The sequence below is a fragment of the Pseudomonas sp. GW456-12-1-14-TSB6 genome (assembly GCF_059424205.1).
In genome coordinates this window covers 1-17714 of record NZ_JBWKZE010000054.1, presented here as the reverse complement: position 1 = coordinate 17714, position 17714 = coordinate 1, and the positions used below count along the sequence as shown (strand labels likewise).

The following is a 17714-nucleotide window of genomic DNA, read 5'->3' as shown; positions in this document are numbered from 1 at the left end:
CCCTGTGGGAGCGGGCTTGCCCGCGATGGCGGACCGTCAGTCAACATTGATGTTGGAAGTGATGGCCTCATCGCGGGCAAGCCCGCTCCCACAGTTTTTGTATTGCTCTTTATGGTTTTACCAGGCGCGCATCCAGGCTGTTCTGCGCCAGACGCTTGGCCTGATCCTGGGTCATACCCAGGTGGGTGTGCAGCGCATGGAAGTTCTCGGTCACGTAACCACCGAAGTACGCCGGGTCATCGGAGTTGACCGTGACCTTCACGCCGCGCTCGAGCATGTCGAGGATGTTGTGCTGGGACATGTGATCGAACACGCAGAGCTTGGTATTCGACAGCGGGCACACGGTCAGCGGGATCTGCTCGTCGATGATCCGCTGCATCAGACGCTCGTCTTCGATGGCGCGTACGCCATGGTCGATGCGCTGGATCTTCAGCAGGTCGATGGCTTCCCAGATGTATTCCGGTGGGCCTTCTTCACCGGCATGGGCGACGGTCAGGAAGCCTTCGTGACGGGCACGGTCGAACACGCGCTGGAACTTGCTTGGCGGGTGACCCATCTCGGAACTATCCAGACCCACCGCGACGAACGCATCACGGAACGGCAACGCCTGGTCGAGGGTTTTCTGCGCTTCGTCTTCGCTCAGGTGGCGCAGGAAACTCAGGATCAAACCGCTGGTGATACCCAGTTGTTGCTCACCATCTTTCAGCGCGGCGGCGATGCCATTGAGCACCACTTCGAACGGGATGCCACGGTCGGTGTGGGTCTGCGGATCGAAGAACGGTTCGGTGTGAATCACGTTCTGTTCTTTGCAGCGCAGCAGGTAGGCCCAGGTCAGGTCGTAGAAATCCTGGGAGGTGCGCAGCACGTCGGCGCCCTGGTAATACAGGTCGAGGAATTCCTGCAAATTGTTGAAGGCGTAAGCCTTGCGCAGGGTTTCGACGTCGCTCCACGGCAGGGCGATCTTGTTGCGCTCGGCCAGGGCGAACAACAGCTCGGGCTCCAGCGAGCCTTCGAGGTGCAGGTGCAGTTCAGCCTTGGGCAGGGCGTTGAGCCAGTCGTACATATTCTTTTCTCATCAGGTGCAATGGCGGGCATTCTACAGATGCCCGCCGAAACAATTGGCAAAACCTGACCAGCCGATCCATCACACCGCTTCCTGCTCCCGTCGATAGGCGTAGGTATCGGCGAAGCGCGACAGAAGGAATTCGGCGCAGGTGGTGGTCGGATATTTCGCCGGATGCTGTGCGTCCTGGCAACCGGGCAGGCACTCGATACGGGTATCCGGATGCGGCTCGGCGAAGAACGGCATCGAGTAGCGATCCACCCCGAGCGGGCTGATCACCCGGTGCGGGGTCGAGCGATAACGGTCGTTGCTCCAGCGGGCCATCATGTCGCCGAGGTTGACCACGAAGGTGCCGTCGATGGGCGGTGCGTCGATCCACTGGCCGTTGACGTTCTTCACCTGCAGGCCGCCGGCGCTGTCCTGATAAAGCAGGGTGATGCAGCCGTAATCGGTGTGCGCGCCGGCACCTTGCTGTTCGGCGGAACTGGCAGTGTGGCGCGGCGGGTAATGGATCATTCGCAATACGCTGACCGGTTCGTTGAAGCGTGTATCGAAGAAGTCGCGCTCGATGCCCAGCGCCAGCGCCATGGCCCGCAACAGGGTTTGCGCGAGCGCCTGCATGTCGAGGTAGTGCTGCTCCATCAGCGCTTCCCAACCAGGGATGGCCGGATGACGGTTGGGGCCACGCAAGGGTTTTCCTGCCAGCACCTCGGGATGATCGGCCGGCAGGTGCAGGCCCATGTCGAAGGTTTCCTTGAGATCGCTGGGTTTGTCCGGGTCGAGCTGTTCGGTGGCGATGGCGCCGTAGCCGCGATGATGGACGGTCTGGGTGATGTCGATCTTGAGTTTTTCTTCTGCCGGTTGCGCAAAGAAGCGCTGTGCGTGATCGAGCAGGGATTCGATGCGCTGCGCAGAAATCGGGTGACCCTTGATGTAGAAAAAGCCCCATTCGCGGCAAGCGTGGTCGATCTGTTCGGCGACGGCCGGCCAGGCGTTCTGGTCGTCGGAGTAGAGCGGTGAGATGTCGATGATCGGGAGTTGGTTCATTTCGAATGCTCTTTAATGATCGTTTCCACGTCGAACCGTCTGCGTGGGAATGCCTCAATGGACGCTCCGCGTCCGCGTTCGGCAGGGACGCGGAGCGTCCGGGCTGCATACCCACGCGGAGCGTGGGAACGATCACCGGGTAGATGTTGGAATTTACTTCGGCATCTCGGCCTTCATGCCTTCGACGTAGTAGTTCATCGACGCCAGTTCGGCGTTGGTGGCGCTGACCCCCGCCGGGATTTTCTCGACGCCGGCCTGATCCTTGATCGGCCCGGTGAACGGTTGCAAAGCGCCGCTCTTGATGTCGGCGATGATCTGCTCGGCTTCGGCCTTCACCGGTGCCGGCACCAGATCGCTGATCGGCAGTTCGACCGTGCCTTCCTTCAACCCGCCCCAGTAGTCCTGGGATTTCCAGGTGTGGTCGATCACGCTCTGGGTCGCCTGAATGTAGTGCGGCGCCCAGTCGTTGACGATCGAGGTGAGCACCGCTTTCGGGCCGAAGTGCGCCATGTCCGAAGCGTAGCCCACGGCATACACACCACGCCGCTCGGCGGCCTGAATCGGCGCCGGGCTGTCGGTGTGCTGGAACACCACGTCCACGCCCTGGTCGATCAGCGCGTTGGCGGCATCGGCCTCTTTGCCAGGATCGAACCACGAGTTGACCCACACCACTTTGATTTCGGTGCCGGGGTTGTACTTGTTCAAGGCCAGTTGAATGGCGTTGATGTCGCGGATCACTTCCGGGATCGGGAACGAGGCGACGTAGCCGATTTTTTTGCTCTTGGTCATCTTCGCCGCGAGGAAACCACCGACGTAACGACCCTCGTAGGTACGCGCCAGGTAGGTGCCGAGGTTCTTGTCCTGCTTGTAGCCGGTGGCGTGTTCGAAGGTCACCTTGGGAAACTGTTTGGCGACTTTCACCGTCGGGTTCATGTAGCCGAAAGATGTGGTGAAGATCAGGTCGTAATTGTCCTTGGCCATGTTGCGGATCACCCGCTCGGCATCGGCGCCTTCGGCGACGTTTTCCACGTAGTTGGTGGTGATCTGCGTGCCGAGTTTTTCCGCCAGCGCCTTGCGCCCCTGTTCATGCTGATACGTCCAGCCGTGGTCGCCGATGGGGCCGATGTAGACGAAGCCGACTTTCAGTGGATCGGCGGCACTGGCGCTCAGGCTGAGGCCAAGGCCCATGGCGATGCACAGCAGTGTTTGCAGTGGACGGTTTTGCATGAACGCGAACTCCCTTTTGTTGTGTGTGGGGAGGGCAATGCAAAAGGCTGACCAAGCGGACAACAATCTGGCTTGAAACCGAGGCGCGCCCATCGCGGGCAAGCCCGCTCCCACAAAAGCACCGCGATCCCTGTGGGAGCCGGCTTGCTCGCGAAGAGGCCGTAAAGTCCAATAAAAGTGCAGGCGTAGATAAAGCTGCCATCCACTGGTGCGCTAAGGTGTAACGAAACGTTAGCGCCGCCCCGCAGTCAGTAGCTCATTCGCACTCTTCGGCAAAAAGGCCCGTCATGTTCACCATCCTCAAGCAAGAAAGCTTTCTGCTGCTGGCCGTCATCGCCACCTGTGTTGCGTATCCGCTGGAGCACTGGCTGCTGCACAGCGGCCAGTTTGTCGCGCTGACGGCCGGGCTGGTGCTGATCGCCTTCATCGTCGCCGCCTCGATGCGCGTTGCCCATCAGGCTGAACTGCTCGCGGAAAAAGTCGGCGATCCGTACGGCACGATGATCCTGACCCTCGCCGCCGTGCTGGTGGAAGTGGTGATCCTGGCGATCATGATGAGCAACGAAGCTTCGGCCACACTGGTGCGCGACACGATCTATTCGGCGGTGATGCTCGACATCAACGGCATCCTCGGCCTCGCCGCGCTGATGGGCGGGATCAAGCATGGCGAGCAGTCCTACAACGACGATTCGGCCCGCAGTTACAGCGTGATGATTCTCACCGCCATGGGCGTGTCGATGGTGGTGCCGGAGTTCATTCCCGAGGCCAACTGGAAAATCTATTCGGCCTTCACCATCGGCGCGATGGTGGTGCTTTATGCGTTGTTCCTGCGCATGCAGGTCGGGCCGCACAGCTACTTTTTCAGCTACAGCTACCCGGACAAACGCCGCAAGAAAGAGCCGGTGGAACAAGAGCCGAAACCGGTCAGCCTGGCGCTGTCGATCGGCATTCTGGTGTTCGGTGTGGTGGTGATCGGCGCACTGGCCGAGGTGATGTCCAAGACCCTCGATCTGGGCCTGGAAGGGACGGGCGCACCACCGGTGATCACGGCGATTCTGGTGGCAGCGATTTCCGCGGCGCCGGAGATTCTGACCGCGTTGCGCGCGGCGTTGGCCAACCGTATGCAGTCGGTGGTCAACATTGCGATGGGGGCTTCGTTGTCGACGGTGATCCTGACGGTGCCGGTGATGGAGGCGATGGCGCTCTACACCGGGCAGCCGTTTCAGATGGCGATGACGCCAGTGCAGACGGTGATGATCTTCATCACGCTGATCGTCAGTGCGATCAACCTCAATGACGGGGAGACCAATGCCATCGAGGGCATGACCCACTTTGTGCTGTTTGCGACGTTCATCATGTTGTCGCTGCTCGGCCTTTGAAGGCGACCATCGCTGACCGATCGTTCCCACGCTCCACGTGGGAATGCATACCGGGACGCTCTGCGTCCCAACGTCGGACGCAGAGCGTCCATGGCTGCATTCCCACGCAGAGCGTGGGAACGATCAGAGACTTACGCTTGGATCAGGTACCGGAAATCAACTGCCGAGCCGCCTGGCTGTGATCGGCAATCAGGCCTTTGAGATCCAGTCCTTCAACCTGCCCGTCAACCACTCGCCATTTGCCGCCGACCATCACCCGATCCGCCCGGTCCGCGCCGCACAACAGCAGCGCCGAAATCGGGTCATGGCTGCCGGAAAAGCGCAGTTCATCGAGTTTGAACAACGCCAGATCCGCCTGCTTGCCGACCGCCAGTTCACCGATGTCGGTGCGACCCAGCAGGCTCGCCGAACCCTTGGTCGCCCAGCCCAGCACACGTTCCGGGGTGATCTTCTCGGCGCCGTAACGCAAGCGCTGGATGTACAGGGCCTGACGCGCTTCGAGGATCATGTTCGACGCATCGTTGGACGCCGAGCCATCCACGCCGAGACCGAACAACGCGCCGGCATCGGTCAGTTCGATGCTGGGGCAGATGCCGGACGCCAGACGCATGTTCGAGCTCGGGCAATGGCAGATACCGGTGCCCGCCGCGCCGAGACGGGCGATTTCGTCGGGGTTGAAATGGATGCCGTGGGCCAGCCACGTGCGCGGGCCGAGCCAGCCGACGCTGTCCAGATAATCCACCGTGCGCAGGCCGAAGCGTTGCAGGCAGAAGTCTTCTTCGTCGAGGGTTTCGGCGAGGTGAGTGTGCAGGCGCACATCGAGTTTGTTCGCCAGTTCGGCGCTGGCGGACATGATTTCCGGGGTCACCGAGAACGGCGAGCACGGCGCCAGAGCGATCTGGATCTGCGCGCCGTCGCCACGTTCGTGGTACTCGTGAATCAGACGCTGACTGTCGTCGAGAATTACTTGGCCTTCCTGCACGGTCTGTTGTGGCGGCAGACCGCCGTCCTTCTCGCCGAGGCTCATCGAACCACGGGTGAGCATGGCGCGCATGCCCAGTTCACGCACGGTTTCGACTTGCACGTCGATGGCGTTTTCCAGGCCATCCGGGAACAGGTAATGGTGATCGGCAGCGGTGGTGCAGCCCGACAGCAGCAACTCGGCCAGCGCGACTTTGCTGGCGAGGGCGAGTTTTTCAGGCGTCAGGCGCGCCCAGACCGGGTACAGGGTTTTCAGCCACGGGAACAACGGCTGATTGACCACCGGCGCCCAGGCGCGGGTCAGGGTCTGATAGAAGTGGTGATGGGTGTTGATCAGGCCCGGCAGGATCACGTGTTCACGGGCGTCGAACACTTCATTGCATGGGGTCGATGGCTGCTGACCGGCGCCGAGCACTTCGGTGATCACACCGTCTTGCAGGACCAGACCGCCACGGGCATCGAGGCCGTTGGCCGTGAAAATGGCGAGGGGATTTTTTAACCAGATACGGGTCGCAGGCATTGTGGCCGGCTCCTCTGAAAGTTGGGTTCAGGGTTGCCAGCTCAGTGTTGCCCTGTCTGCTGATCCAGGGTCGCCGCGAGGGGCGAGGTGCGGAGTTTCGAACAAAATGTTTCGACGGGCAAGCCCAACCCGACCAGACACCGGGATAACCCTGTGGGGGTGAGCCCCCACAGGGTCCAGTGATTACCAGGGAATGGTTTCACCCTTGTAGTTCACGAAGTGATGGCCGCCCTTGCCGGCGAATGCATCCACCTGATCCACCAGGCCACGGGTGCTGGTCTCCACGTCGATGTCGGCACCTTCGCCGCCCATGTCGGTTTTCACCCAGCCCGGATGCAGCGACAGCACCGTAAGTTTCTGCTCGCCCAACTGCGTGACGAAGCTGTTGGTCATCGAGTTCAGCGCAGCCTTGCTGGCCTTGTACAGCGCCAGTTCCGGCGCGTCGGGCATGGTCACGCTGCCGAGCACCGAACTCATGAACGCCAGCACGCCGCTGCCGTCGCGAATCTGCCCGACAAAGCGCTGGGCCAGATTGATCGGTGCCACCGCGTTGGTGAAGAACAACTGACCGACCTCCGCCAGCGTCGCGCCGCCCGGGGTCTGCACGTCGGGGCCTTTGACCCCGGCGTTGACGAACAGCAGGTCGAAGGTCTGGCCCTTGAGCTTCTGGCTCAGGGCGATCACCGCTTGCTGGTCGTCCATGTCGAGTTTTTCGATCTGCACGTTGCCCAGTGCTTCGAGAGCCTCGGCATTGGAAGGATTGCGAACCGTGGCGGTGACTTGCCAGCCGTCGGCCAGCAGGGTTTTCACCAGTCCCAGGCCCAGTCCCCGGGAGGCGCCGATGATCAATGCGTGCTTGGCAGGATTAAGTGCGGACATGATTGGCTTTCCTTGAAAGTTGAAAGATCACGGGTTCAATGGACAGCGTTGACCGAGCCGATGCTGCAATTCGAGGCGCAGCTCGCCGAGTTCGGCCATGCGGGTTTCGACCAGCTTGAGTTTGTCTTGCAGCAGTTGCGTGACGGTGGTGTCAGGATTTGGCGATTGCCACAGCGCGCCAACGCTGCTGCCGATCTCGCCGAGGGTAAAGCCCAGACGCTGCGCCGTTTTGATGTAGAGCACCAATTGCACCATCTCCGGCGGATAGTCGCGATAACCGTTGGCGCTGCGTTGCGCCGCGATCAATCCGCGCTCCTCGTAAAAACGCAGCGTGTCACGGCTGACATCGCAGGCGTGGGCCAACTCACCGATGCGCATCTTGCAGGTCTCGAAAGTGTTTGACCCTGGAGCATACTCCAGGCTTTACCGTGGTTGCTCCCTGAATTTTCGGAGCAAGGATGATGTGGACTTCAACGCAATATCGGCAGGTGGTGCGCGGCAGCGCCTGGTATGACTTGATCGTGACGGCGGCGTTTGTCACACCGTGGAGTTTTGCTGTGTTGCATGGGGTGCTGACAGCGCTGAGTCAGGCGCTGGAGCTGCCCGGCGAGCTGCCGCCGTTCGAACCTGCGCATCTGTTGATAGCCAATTTGTTCGGGTCGGTGGTGTGCATGTGGGCAGTGCTGCGGATTCGTGATCCGCAGCCGGTTTATGGGCGCTATGACGCGGTGACGCGGTTTCTGTTCGCCGCGTGGATGACGTATGCCCTGGCCCACGGCGCCAGTTCGTTGGTGGTGGGGTTCCTGGTTCTCGAAGTGGCGTGGGGCATCGCTCAGGCGTTGCCGGTCCGGCCGCTGTCGCGAGCCGTAACGGCTTAGTGCCCGGCCTGCCACGGCTGCCCCAGTGATACCGGCGCGTACAACCGTGTACGCAGCGCATCCCGCGACAACAACACCAGCACCAGAATCGTCGCGACATACGGCAGCATCGCCAGCAGACTCGAAGGAATCGCCAGCCCCAACCCCTGCGCCACCAGGTGCAGGATGCTGGCGAGTCCGAACAGATACGCACCGAGCAGCAAGCGCCACACCCGCCAACTGGCGAACACCACCAGCGCCAGCGCGATCCAGCCGCGTCCGGCGGTCATGTTCTCGGCCCACATCGGCGTGTAAGCCAGCGACAGATAAGCGCCGGCCAGTCCGGCCATCGCGCCGCCGAACAGCACCGCCAATGTACGCACGGTCAGCACCGGCAAACCCATGGCACTGGCCGCATCCGGGTTCTCGCCGACCGCTTGAATTATCAGCCCGACACGGCTTTTCACGATCACCCACGCCACCAGCGCAAACAGCGCGAACGACAGGTACACCAACAGATCCTGGGCAAACAGCATCCGCCCAATCAGTGGGATTTCGCTCAAGTAGGGAATCGCCAGCGGCTCGAATCCCGCCAGCGGTTTGCCGACCCACGCCGCGCCGACAAAGGTCGACAGGCCGACGCCAAAAATCGTCAGCGCCAGCCCGGTCGCCACCTGATTGGCGTTGAACACCAGCGCCACCAGAGCAAACAGCGACGACAGCAACATCCCGGCGAGCATCGCCAACACCACGCCGAGCCACAGGTTGCCGCTGTTGAACGCGACGATGAAACCGATCACCGCGCCAAACAGCATCATGCCTTCCTGACCGAGGTTGAGTACGCCGCTCTTCTCGCAGATCAATTCACCCAACGCCACCAGCAGCAGTGGCGTGCCGCAGCGCACCATGGCGTAGAAAATATTGCTCAACAGATCGATATCCATTACAGCGCTCCGGCGGTTACGGCGGTGGTAGAAGTGCGCCGCACCCAGCGCAGGTTCAGGCGTGGCCGATAGAGGATCAGCACGTCACAGGCCAGCAGGAAAAACAGCATCATTCCCTGAAATAACTGAGTGATCGCCTGCGGTAGATTCAGCGTCATCTGCGCGCTCTCGCCACCGATGTACAGCAGCGCCATCAACAGGCTGGAAAACAGAATGCCGATCGGATTGAGCCTGCCGAGAAACGCCACGGTGATCGCCGCATAGCCGTAACCCGGTGAGACCTGCGGCACCAGTTGGCCGATCGGTCCGGTGACTTCGCAGACACCGGCCAGTCCCGCCAATCCTCCGCTGATCAGCAGTGCGAGCCAGATCAGACGCTTCTCGCGAAACCCGACAAACCCTGCCGCACGCTTGTCCAGGCCCAGCACCTTGATCTGGAAACCGACGAAGCTTTTCTGCAACAACACCCACACCGCGACCAACGCGAGCAAGGCGAAATACACGCCGATGTGCGCCCGCCCGTCCTCCATCAACAGCGGCAGGCGGCTGGCGTCGCTGAACATTGCCGACTCGGGAAAGTTGAATCCGGCCGGATCTTTCAGCGGCCCGTGCACGCAAAACAGCAACAGGTTCAGCGCGATGTAATTGAGCATGATGCTGGTGAGGATTTCGTTGGCGTTGAAGCGGGTACGCAACCAGGCGGTGAGTCCGGCCCACGCGGCGCCGGCGAACGTGCCGGTGAGCAGGATCAGCACCAGCGCCCAGCGGCTTTGCATATCGATGATGTTCACCGCCAGCGCACTGCCCGCCAGGGCGCCGAGCAGCAACTGGCCTTCGGCGCCGATGTTCCAGATCCGCGCCTGATAAGCCACTGCAAGGCCCAACGCACACAACAGGATCGGCAGGGTTTTGACCAGCAGTTCGCAGATGCCGTACAGGTCGCTGACCGGGGCGATCAACAAGGTGTGCAAAGTCTTCAGCGGATCATGGCCAAGGGCGACGAACAGCAACGATCCGCAGACCAGCGTCAGCGCCGCCGCCAGCACCGGCGAGCACCACAGCATCAGGCGCGATTGCCGGCCACGGGGTTCGAGGGAAAGCAACATGGGAAAACTCCGTTAAACCGTGGCCGGTTGTGATTGAGGGGTGTCGAACTGGCCGGCCATCCAGCCGCCGACGTCGCTGAGGCGGGTTTGCGCCGTGTCCTGCAACGCCGACAGGCGCCCGCCGCACAGCGCGCCGAGGCGGTCGCTGATCTGGAACAGTTCGTCGAGGTCTTCGGAGATCACCAGAATCGCCGCCCCGGCATCGCGCAGGGCAATCAGCGCCCGATGAATGGTGGCCGCCGCGCCGACATCCACGCCCCAGGTCGGGTGCGCGGCGATCAGCAGTTTCGGTTGCTGGAGGATTTCCCGGCCGAGGATGAATTTCTGCAGGTTGCCGCCGGACAGGCTGCGGGCGGCGGTCTGGGTGTCCGGGGTTTTCACGCCGAAGCGCTGGATGATCGTTTGGGCGAGGGCTTCGACCTTGCCGCGCTCGATCAAGCCATGGCTGACCAGGCCTTGTTGAAAGGCAGTGAGCAGGGCGTTGTTCGCCAGGCTCATGTCCGGCACGGCGCCATGCCCGAGGCGTTCGGCTGGGACGAACGCCAGGCCGAGTTTGCGTCGCGCATCCGGGCGCTGATCGGCGACGGGGTGTTCCTGGAAGCAGATGGTTTGCGCTGCATCGCGGGGCAGTGTTTGCTCGCCGCTGAGCAATGCCAGAAGCTCGTCCTGCCCGTTGCCCGCCACGCCGGCGATGCCGACGATTTCACCGCTGCGCACCTGCAGATCGATGTCGCTCAGGGAGCAACCGAACGGATCCGGGTTGTGCCAGTTCAAACCGCTGACCTGCAAAAACGCCGCGCCACCGGTGACCTTCGTGAACTCGCCGATCAAGGTCGCGGCGTCGCCCACCATCAATTGCGCCAGTTGCCGGTCGGTGCAGTCGGCCGGTACGCAATGCCCGGCCACCCGGCCGCCGCGCAACACCGTAGCGCTGTGACACAAGGCGCGCACCTCGCCGAGTTTGTGGCTGATGAACAGAATGCTGCAGCCCTCGGCCGCGAGCCGGCGCAGGGTGATGAACAACTCTTCGGCTTCCTGCGGCGTGAGCACCGAGGTCGGTTCGTCGAGAATCAGCAAGCGAATGTCCTGCATCAGGCAACGTACGATCTCGACCCGTTGCCGCTCGCCGATCGACAGGCTGTGGACAAGTCGCTGGGGCTCAAGCGCCATGCCATATCGGCGCGACACTTCACGGATTTTCGCCTCAAGCTGTTTCGGCGAACCGGCCGCTACACCCATCGCCAATGCAATGTTCTGCGCCACGCTCAAGGTCTCGAACAGCGAGAAATGCTGGAACACCATGCCGATGCCCAACTGCCGCGCCTGGGCCGGGTTGCGCATGATCACCGGTTGACCCTGCCACAGCATCTCACCCGAATCGGCCTGGGTGACGCCGTAGATGATCTTCATCAACGTGCTTTTACCCGCGCCGTTTTCACCGAGCAGCGCGTGGATTTCGCCGGGGGCGATGCTCAGGTCGATGGCGTCATTGGCAAGGCATCCGGGATAACGTTTGCTGATGTGGCGCAGTTGCAGGCGCGGTGTGGACGTGGGGTTTGGCATGACAGGCTCGGGTTGCTTGGAGTTGTGCCTGTGGATAAAGCAATTTCCTGGCCATTGAGTCAGGAACGCAGGTGGCTGCTGTTTGCCAGCCTGTGGCGCAGAGCCTGTGAATCGAATTCGGTTGCCTGCACGGCACCACTTGAGGGCAAAGCCTTTGATCAGGCTCCAGTTTTGCCCGCAACTGGCTGATCAAAAAACGAGCAACCGCGCCGAAGCCATGCAGAACCTGCGACTGCGCCAGCCATGAACGGCTTATCCACAGGTTGCTCCACAGTATTTGTGCGCAAGACAAAATCCCGGGCATAAGCACTGGCGGGCTTTCTTCTAAAGGCGATAAACAACGCTAAGCGATTGTTTTTACGTGAAATTGTTCATTGTGATGAGCGATTGGACGAAAAGTGAGCAAATCCCGCAAAGCCACGTGACAGAAGGGTTACAGCCTCCTGTGCTCAGGTTATCCACAGCCGGGTGCACAGCGGATGTGGGCAAGTTGCGGGTTTAAGCACATCGGCTTGTGCCCTAAAACATGGCGGGGCTTCAACGCTGCAGCAGGATTCGCCCACGGCTCAGATCGGCCAACTGAGTTTGCAACAACTCGATGTGCGCTTCGCCCACGGCCAGTTGCAACTCGACACCATTGGCGGTGAAGTTTTCCTCGACCACCAATCCGCCCAGATCCGCGACCCGCAGCTTCACCAGCGCCAGTTCGCCAAAGGCGCAGGCGCAACGCACGGGCACGCGACTGATCAATTCCATCTTCGGCGCGGCTTGCAGGCACTTGTTGGCGCCGCCGCCATAGGCCCGGGCCAGGCCGCCGGTGCCCAGCTGAATGCCGCCGTACCAGCGGATCACCAGCACCGCGACCTGATCGCAGTCCTGCGCTTCGATGGCCGCGAGAATCGGCCGCCCGGCAGTGCCGCCGGGTTCGCCGTCGTCGTTGCTGCGGTACTGATCGCCGAGTTTCCACGCCCAGCAATTATGCGAAGCGTTCAAGTCGCTGTGCTGCTCGATGAAGGCTTGCGCCTCCGCGGGGCTGCCGATCGGCGCGGCGAAGGTGATGAAACGGCTTTTGCGAATCTCTTCGCGGAATTCGCAAAAGCCGCTGAGGGTGAATGGCATAAAACGACTTATATAGAAGAAGTGAGGCCGCAGCCTTTGAGGATGATGCGGATCAGGTTGTTGCCGGCGTCTTCCATATCCTGTTTGGTCAACTTGCTGCGACCGGTCACCCGGCAGATCTGGGTGGCGAAGTCGGCGTAATGCTGGGTGCTGCCCCACAACAGGAAGATCAGGTGCACCGGGTCGACCGGGTCCATCTTGCCCGCGTCGATCCAGGCCTGGAACACGCCGGCGCGGCCCTGGAACCAGGCGCGGTAATCCTGATTGAAATATTCGGTCAGGCATTCGCCGCCGCTGATCACTTCCATCGCGAAGATCCGCGACGCTTGCGGCTGGCGACGGGAGAATTCCATTTTCGCGCGGATGTAGCGGGTCAGCGCTTCGGCCGGATCGTCCTCGGCCGTCAGGGTGTTGAAGGTGCTGTCCCACAATTGAAGGATGTTGCTCAGCACCGCCACGTACAACCCGAGCTTGTTGGTGAAGTAGTAATGCAGATTCGCCTTTGGCAGCCCGGCCTTGGTGGCGATGGTGTTCATGCTCGTGCCTTTGTACCCGTGACGGGCGAACTCGTCTTCGGCGGCTTTGATGATGGTCTCTTCGTTCTTCTGACGAATGCGGCTGGCGGGTTTGCCGCCGTGGGCTGGGACTTCAAAGGTCATAGGCACTTCCGGGTTTGTCTGTGGGGTGCAACCAGTTGCGTTGATAGCGCAACCACCGGCGCGGGACAAGCCCCGGGCGAATAAAACCCCGGTCGTCAGCGGGTGGCGGCGAGGCTTTCGAGAAAACTTTCCAGTACCAGATGAGGGCGACGGCCCTTGCGGGTAACCGAGGCAAGGCTCAAATCATAGAAGCGGGTACTGGCCTTGAGCGCGCGCAAGCGACCTTGTTGAACCCAGAGACTGGCATAGTGATCCGGCAAATAGCCGATGTAACGCCCGGTCAGAATCAGGAACGCCATGCCTTCACGGTCGGATGCGCTGGCGGTGCAATTGAGCGCCTGATAGTGCGCCTGGATCTCCGCTGGCAAACGGAAGGTCGGGGCGATGGCGTCCTGACTGTTCAAGCGTTCGTCATCCAGTTGTTTGTCATCGACGTAAAACAGCGGATGACCAACTGCGCAGTAGAGCAACGAGCGCTCGCTGTACAACGGCTGGTATTCCAGTCCCGACAACGCACTGGCCTGCGGCACCACGCCGACATGCAGGCGGCCGTCGAGCACACCTTGTTCGACTTCGTTGGGGGCGATCATGCGGATCTGGATTTGCACGTCCGGCCCGCGTTCCTTCAATTGGGCCAATGCGTGGGTGATGCGCATGTGGGGCAGGGTGACGAGGTTGTCAGTCAGGCCGATGATCAACTCGCCGCGCAAGTGCTGGTGCAGGCCATTGACCTCGGTGCGGAAACTTTCCAGTGCACTTAGTAGCTGCAACGCCGATTGATAGACCTCGCGGCCTTCTTCGGTCAGGGAGAAACCGGCGCGCCCGCGTTGGCACAGACGCAGGCCGAGACGTTGTTCCAGATCACTCATCTGCTGGCTGATCGCCGAGCGACCGATGCCGAGTACGGTTTCCGCCGCCGAGAAGCCACCGCACTCCACCACGCTGCGAAAAATCCGCAGCAGGCGAATGTCAAAGTCACTGACCTGGGCCAGTGGATCGGGGCGGCGGCTGCTCATGATGTTGTGCTCATTGTTTAGCAGAGTTCTAACTGAAGGTTAGAAGAGTTGAATTTCACCGACTTTATCCCCGTGGCAATTTAGCTGCAACAACGCTTTCTATCGCTCTGAAGCTTATTGCCCTGCGAGGTTTTGCCCGATGAACATGCCTGAAAACGCGCCGTCGCCACTGGCCAGCCAACTGAAGCTGGACGCGCACTGGATGCCGTACACCGCCAACCGCAACTTCCAGCGCGACCCGCGTCTGATCGTCGGTGCCGAAGGCAGCTGGCTGATCGACGACAAGGGCCGCAAGGTGTACGACTCGCTGTCCGGTCTGTGGACCTGCGGCGCCGGGCATACCCGCAAGGAAATCCAGGAAGCGGTGGCCAAGCAGTTGGGCACCCTCGATTACTCGCCGGGCTTCCAGTACGGCCATCCGCTGTCGTTCCAGCTGGCGGAGAAAATCACCGATCTGACCCCGGGTAACCTGAACCACGTGTTCTTCACTGACTCCGGTTCCGAATGCGCCGATACCGCGGTGAAAATGGTCCGTGCTTACTGGCGCCTGAAAGGCCAGTCGACCAAGACCAAGATGATCGGCCGCGCCCGTGGCTATCACGGTGTGAACATCGCCGGCACCAGCCTTGGCGGCGTCAACGGCAACCGCAAGCTGTTCGGTCAGGCGATGATGGATGTCGATCACCTGCCGCACACTTTGCTGGCGAGCAATGCTTTCTCCCGTGGCATGCCGGAGCAGGGTGGTATCGCCCTGGCCGATGAGCTGCTGAAACTGATCGAGCTGCACGATGCTTCGAACATCGCAGCGGTGTTCGTTGAGCCGATGGCCGGCTCCGCTGGCGTGCTGGTTCCGCCACAGGGCTACCTCAAGCGTCTGCGTGAAATCTGCGATCAGCACAACATCCTGCTGGTGTTCGACGAAGTGATCACCGGCTTCGGCCGTACCGGCACCATGTTCGGCGCCACCACTTTCGGCGTGACCCCGGACCTGATGTGCATCGCCAAGCAAGTTACCAACGGCGCGATCCCGATGGGCGCGGTGATTGCCAGCTCCGAGATTTATCAGACCTTCATGAACCAGCCGACCCCGGAATACGCCGTGGAATTCCCGCACGGCTACACCTACTCGGCGCACCCCGTGGCTTGTGCCGCTGGCCTGGCGGCACTCGACCTGCTGCAAAAGGAAAACCTGGTGCAGAGCGTGGCCGAAGTCGCGCCGCATTTCGAAAATGCCCTGCATGGCCTGAAAGGCGCGAAGAACGTCATCGACATTCGTAACTTCGGTCTGGCCGGTGCGATCCAGATTGCGGGCCGTGACGGCGACGCTATCGTGCGTCCGTTCGAGGCCGGCATGGCGTTGTGGAAAGCCGGGTTCTACGTGCGCTTCGGTGGCGACACCCTGCAGTTCGGCCCAACCTTCAACAGCAAGCCGCAAGACCTTGATCGTCTGTTCGACGCGGTCGGCGAAGTGCTGAACAAGCTCGACTGATTTTTCCTTCTATATAGATACGCCAATGGCAGGCGCCCCTTGCGGGCGTCTGCGCACAAGAATTCAGGAGTTCCCCGATGAGCGTTATCCCGCATTTGATCAATGGCGAACTGGTGACCGAGAACGGTCGCGCGGTCGATGTGTTCAACCCGTCTACCGGTCAGGCTATCCACAAGCTGCCGCTGGCCAGCCGCGAAACCATCCAGCACGCCATCGATGCCGCCAAGGCTGCATTCCCGGCTTGGCGCAACACGCCACCGGCCAAACGTGCCCAGGTGATGTTCCGTTTCAAGCAATTGCTGGAGCAGAACGAAGCGCGCATCGCGCAGTTGATCAGCGAAGAACACGGCAAGACCCTGGAAGATGCTGCCGGTGAACTGAAGCGCGGTATCGAGAACGTCGAGTTCGCCTGCGCAGCGCCGGAAATCCTCAAGGGTGAGTACAGCCGCAACGTCGGCCCAAACATTGATGCGTGGTCGGACTTCCAGCCGCTGGGCGTGGTGGCCGGTATCACCCCGTTCAACTTCCCGGCGATGGTGCCGCTGTGGATGTATCCGCTGGCGATCGTCTGCGGCAACTGCTTTATCCTCAAGCCGTCCGAGCGTGATCCGAGCTCGACCCTGCTGATCGCGCAACTGCTGCTGGAAGCCGGCCTGCCGAAAGGCGTGCTGAGCGTAGTGCACGGTGACAAGACTGCGGTGGACGCGCTGATCGAAGCGCCGGAAGTCAAAGCGCTGAGCTTCGTGGGTTCGACCCCGATTGCCGAATACATCTATGCCGAAGGCACCAAGCGCGGCAAACGCGTTCAGGCACTGGGCGGCGCGAAGAACCACGCGGTACTGATGCCGGATGCGGATCTGGACAATGCCGTCAGCGCACTGATGGGTGCGGCTTACGGTTCCTGCGGCGAACGCTGCATGGCGATCTCGGTGGCCGTGTGTGTGGGTGACCAGGTTGCCGACGCACTGGTGGCCAAACTGGTTCCTCAGATCAAGGCGCTGAAAATCGGTGCCGGCACTTCTTGTGGTCTGGACATGGGGCCGCTGGTCACCGGTCAGGCGCGCGACAAGGTCAGCGGTTATGTCGAAGACGGCGTTGCGGCGGGTGCGACCCTGGTGGTCGACGGTCGTGGTCTGAGCGTTGCCGGTCATGAAGAAGGTTTCTTCCTGGGTGGCTGCCTGTTCGACAACGTCACGCCTGAGATGCGCATCTATAAAGAAGAGATCTTCGGGCCGGTGCTGTGCGTCGTCCGGGTGAACAGCCTGGAAGAGGCGATGCAACTGATCAACGATCACGAATACGGCAACGGCACCTGCATCTTCACTCGTGACGGTGAAGCGGCACGTCTGTTCTGCGACGAGATCGAAGTCGGCATGGTCGGCGTCAATGTTCCACTGCCGGTGCCGGTGGCTTACCACAGCTTCGGCGGCTGGAAGCGCTCGCTGTTCGGCGACCTGCATGCTTATGGTCCGGATGGTGTGCGCTTCTATACCCGTCGCAAGGCGATCACTCAGCGTTGGCCACAGCGTGCGAGCCATGAGGCGTCGCAGTTCGCATTCCCTAGCTTGTAAGTAGAAGGGCAGTGCAAAGAAGGCCGACCTTTTAAGGTCGGCCTTCGCGTTTCAGGGCTTTTTTGACCGATATGACAGTTTTATGAAAATAGGGGTTGACGGGAGATTCTGAGTCTCTATAATTCGCCCCACTTCCGGCGCAGTCGAAACGGAAAACTCCTTGAGGTTCAATGAGTTAAGTAGGTTTCGATAGTGGATCGCTTCAGTTCATCGAAGCCTGGAAGGAGTTGGAAATGCCGGTTTTCTGGTGCTTTCAACGGTTCGATCTTCTCGGTCGAAAGCGGAGAAAAAGAG

The 17714-nt window shown here is 61.1% G+C and carries 16 protein-coding genes; 4 read left to right on the top strand and 12 right to left on the bottom strand.

The window, feature by feature from the left end; genetic code table 11:
- Positions 1 to 109: 109 nt before the first annotated feature.
- The 3 genes from AC07Y2_RS28300 to AC07Y2_RS28290 all read right to left on the bottom strand — a co-directional run bounded on the left by AC07Y2_RS28300 (position 110) and on the right by AC07Y2_RS28290 (position 3337).
- The gene (locus AC07Y2_RS28300) at positions 110 to 1063 is read right to left on the bottom strand and encodes an adenosine deaminase (RefSeq protein ID WP_007958502.1); all 954 of its coding nucleotides are present in this window, start codon (positions 1061 to 1063) and stop codon (positions 110 to 112) included.
- Positions 1064 to 1144: 81 nt separating this feature from the next.
- Positions 1145 to 2110 (bottom strand): isopenicillin N synthase family dioxygenase, encoded by a 966-nt coding sequence (locus AC07Y2_RS28295; protein WP_103387411.1) that lies wholly within the window; start codon positions 2108 to 2110, stop codon positions 1145 to 1147.
- Positions 2111 to 2263: 153 nt separating this feature from the next.
- Positions 2264 to 3337, bottom strand: a complete 1074-nt coding sequence (locus tag AC07Y2_RS28290; protein ID WP_085667774.1) for a BMP family ABC transporter substrate-binding protein — start codon at positions 3335 to 3337, stop codon at positions 2264 to 2266.
- Between the two features lie 287 nt (positions 3338 to 3624).
- On the opposite strand from AC07Y2_RS28290, the gene AC07Y2_RS28285 reads away from it, so the two are divergent.
- Positions 3625 to 4716, top strand: a complete 1092-nt coding sequence (locus tag AC07Y2_RS28285; RefSeq protein WP_039773223.1) for a calcium:cation antiporter — start codon at positions 3625 to 3627, stop codon at positions 4714 to 4716.
- 142 nt (positions 4717 to 4858) lie between these two features.
- Here AC07Y2_RS28285 and AC07Y2_RS28280 read toward each other — a convergent pair whose 3' ends face one another.
- The 3 genes from AC07Y2_RS28280 to AC07Y2_RS28270 form a co-directional block, all read right to left on the bottom strand.
- Positions 4859 to 6217: an 8-oxoguanine deaminase gene (locus AC07Y2_RS28280; protein ID WP_085667775.1), complete on the bottom strand. Its 1359-nt coding sequence runs from the start codon at positions 6215 to 6217 to the stop codon at positions 4859 to 4861.
- A 183-nt stretch (positions 6218 to 6400) separates the two neighbouring features.
- A complete protein-coding gene (locus AC07Y2_RS28275) occupies positions 6401 to 7096 on the bottom strand; it encodes an SDR family oxidoreductase (RefSeq protein ID WP_103387410.1) in 696 nt (231 codons plus the stop codon).
- Positions 7097 to 7123: 27 nt separating this feature from the next.
- Complete coding sequence (locus tag AC07Y2_RS28270) at positions 7124 to 7474, bottom strand: MerR family transcriptional regulator (protein ID WP_039773217.1); 351 nt, start codon at positions 7472 to 7474, stop codon at positions 7124 to 7126.
- An 83-nt stretch (positions 7475 to 7557) separates the two neighbouring features.
- Here AC07Y2_RS28270 and AC07Y2_RS28265 point away from each other — a divergent pair, with 83 nt between their 5' ends.
- Positions 7558 to 7974, top strand: a complete 417-nt coding sequence (locus AC07Y2_RS28265) for a hypothetical protein (RefSeq protein ID WP_103387409.1) — start codon at positions 7558 to 7560, stop codon at positions 7972 to 7974.
- On the opposite strand, the gene AC07Y2_RS28260 is transcribed toward AC07Y2_RS28265, so the two are convergent.
- The 6 genes from AC07Y2_RS28260 to AC07Y2_RS28235 form a co-directional block, all read right to left on the bottom strand.
- Complete coding sequence (locus tag AC07Y2_RS28260) at positions 7971 to 8897, bottom strand: ABC transporter permease (RefSeq protein WP_039773215.1); 927 nt, start codon at positions 8895 to 8897, stop codon at positions 7971 to 7973. The genes AC07Y2_RS28265 and AC07Y2_RS28260 overlap by 4 nt on opposite strands.
- Complete coding sequence (locus AC07Y2_RS28255; RefSeq protein WP_103387408.1) at positions 8897 to 10003, bottom strand: ABC transporter permease; 1107 nt, start codon at positions 10001 to 10003, stop codon at positions 8897 to 8899. Before AC07Y2_RS28255 ends, AC07Y2_RS28260 begins: the two co-directional genes overlap by 1 nt.
- Positions 10004 to 10015: 12 nt before the next feature.
- Entirely contained in the window at positions 10016 to 11566 is a 1551-nt protein-coding gene (locus AC07Y2_RS28250; RefSeq protein WP_103387407.1) for an ABC transporter ATP-binding protein, read from the bottom strand.
- A 537-nt stretch (positions 11567 to 12103) separates the two neighbouring features.
- Positions 12104 to 12685: an IMPACT family protein gene (locus AC07Y2_RS28245; protein WP_074689716.1), complete on the bottom strand. Its 582-nt coding sequence runs from the start codon at positions 12683 to 12685 to the stop codon at positions 12104 to 12106.
- An 8-nt stretch (positions 12686 to 12693) separates the two neighbouring features.
- A complete protein-coding gene (locus tag AC07Y2_RS28240; protein ID WP_011332324.1) occupies positions 12694 to 13344 on the bottom strand; it encodes a TetR/AcrR family transcriptional regulator in 651 nt (216 codons plus the stop codon).
- A gap of 95 nt (positions 13345 to 13439) precedes the next feature.
- Complete coding sequence (locus tag AC07Y2_RS28235) at positions 13440 to 14360, bottom strand: LysR family transcriptional regulator (protein ID WP_007958517.1); 921 nt, start codon at positions 14358 to 14360, stop codon at positions 13440 to 13442.
- Positions 14361 to 14499: 139 nt separating this feature from the next.
- Here AC07Y2_RS28235 and aptA point away from each other — a divergent pair, with 139 nt between their 5' ends.
- Both aptA and AC07Y2_RS28225 read left to right on the top strand, forming a co-directional pair.
- Positions 14500 to 15849 carry an omega-aminotransferase AptA gene (gene aptA, locus AC07Y2_RS28230; RefSeq protein WP_011332325.1) on the top strand — a complete coding sequence of 450 codons (1350 nt, stop codon included), beginning with the start codon at positions 14500 to 14502 and terminating at the stop codon, positions 15847 to 15849.
- A gap of 77 nt (positions 15850 to 15926) precedes the next feature.
- On the top strand, positions 15927 to 17420 hold the full coding sequence (locus AC07Y2_RS28225) for a CoA-acylating methylmalonate-semialdehyde dehydrogenase (RefSeq protein ID WP_011332326.1): 1494 nt from the start codon (positions 15927 to 15929) through the stop codon (positions 17418 to 17420).
- The last annotated feature ends 294 nt before the right edge of the window (positions 17421 to 17714 follow it).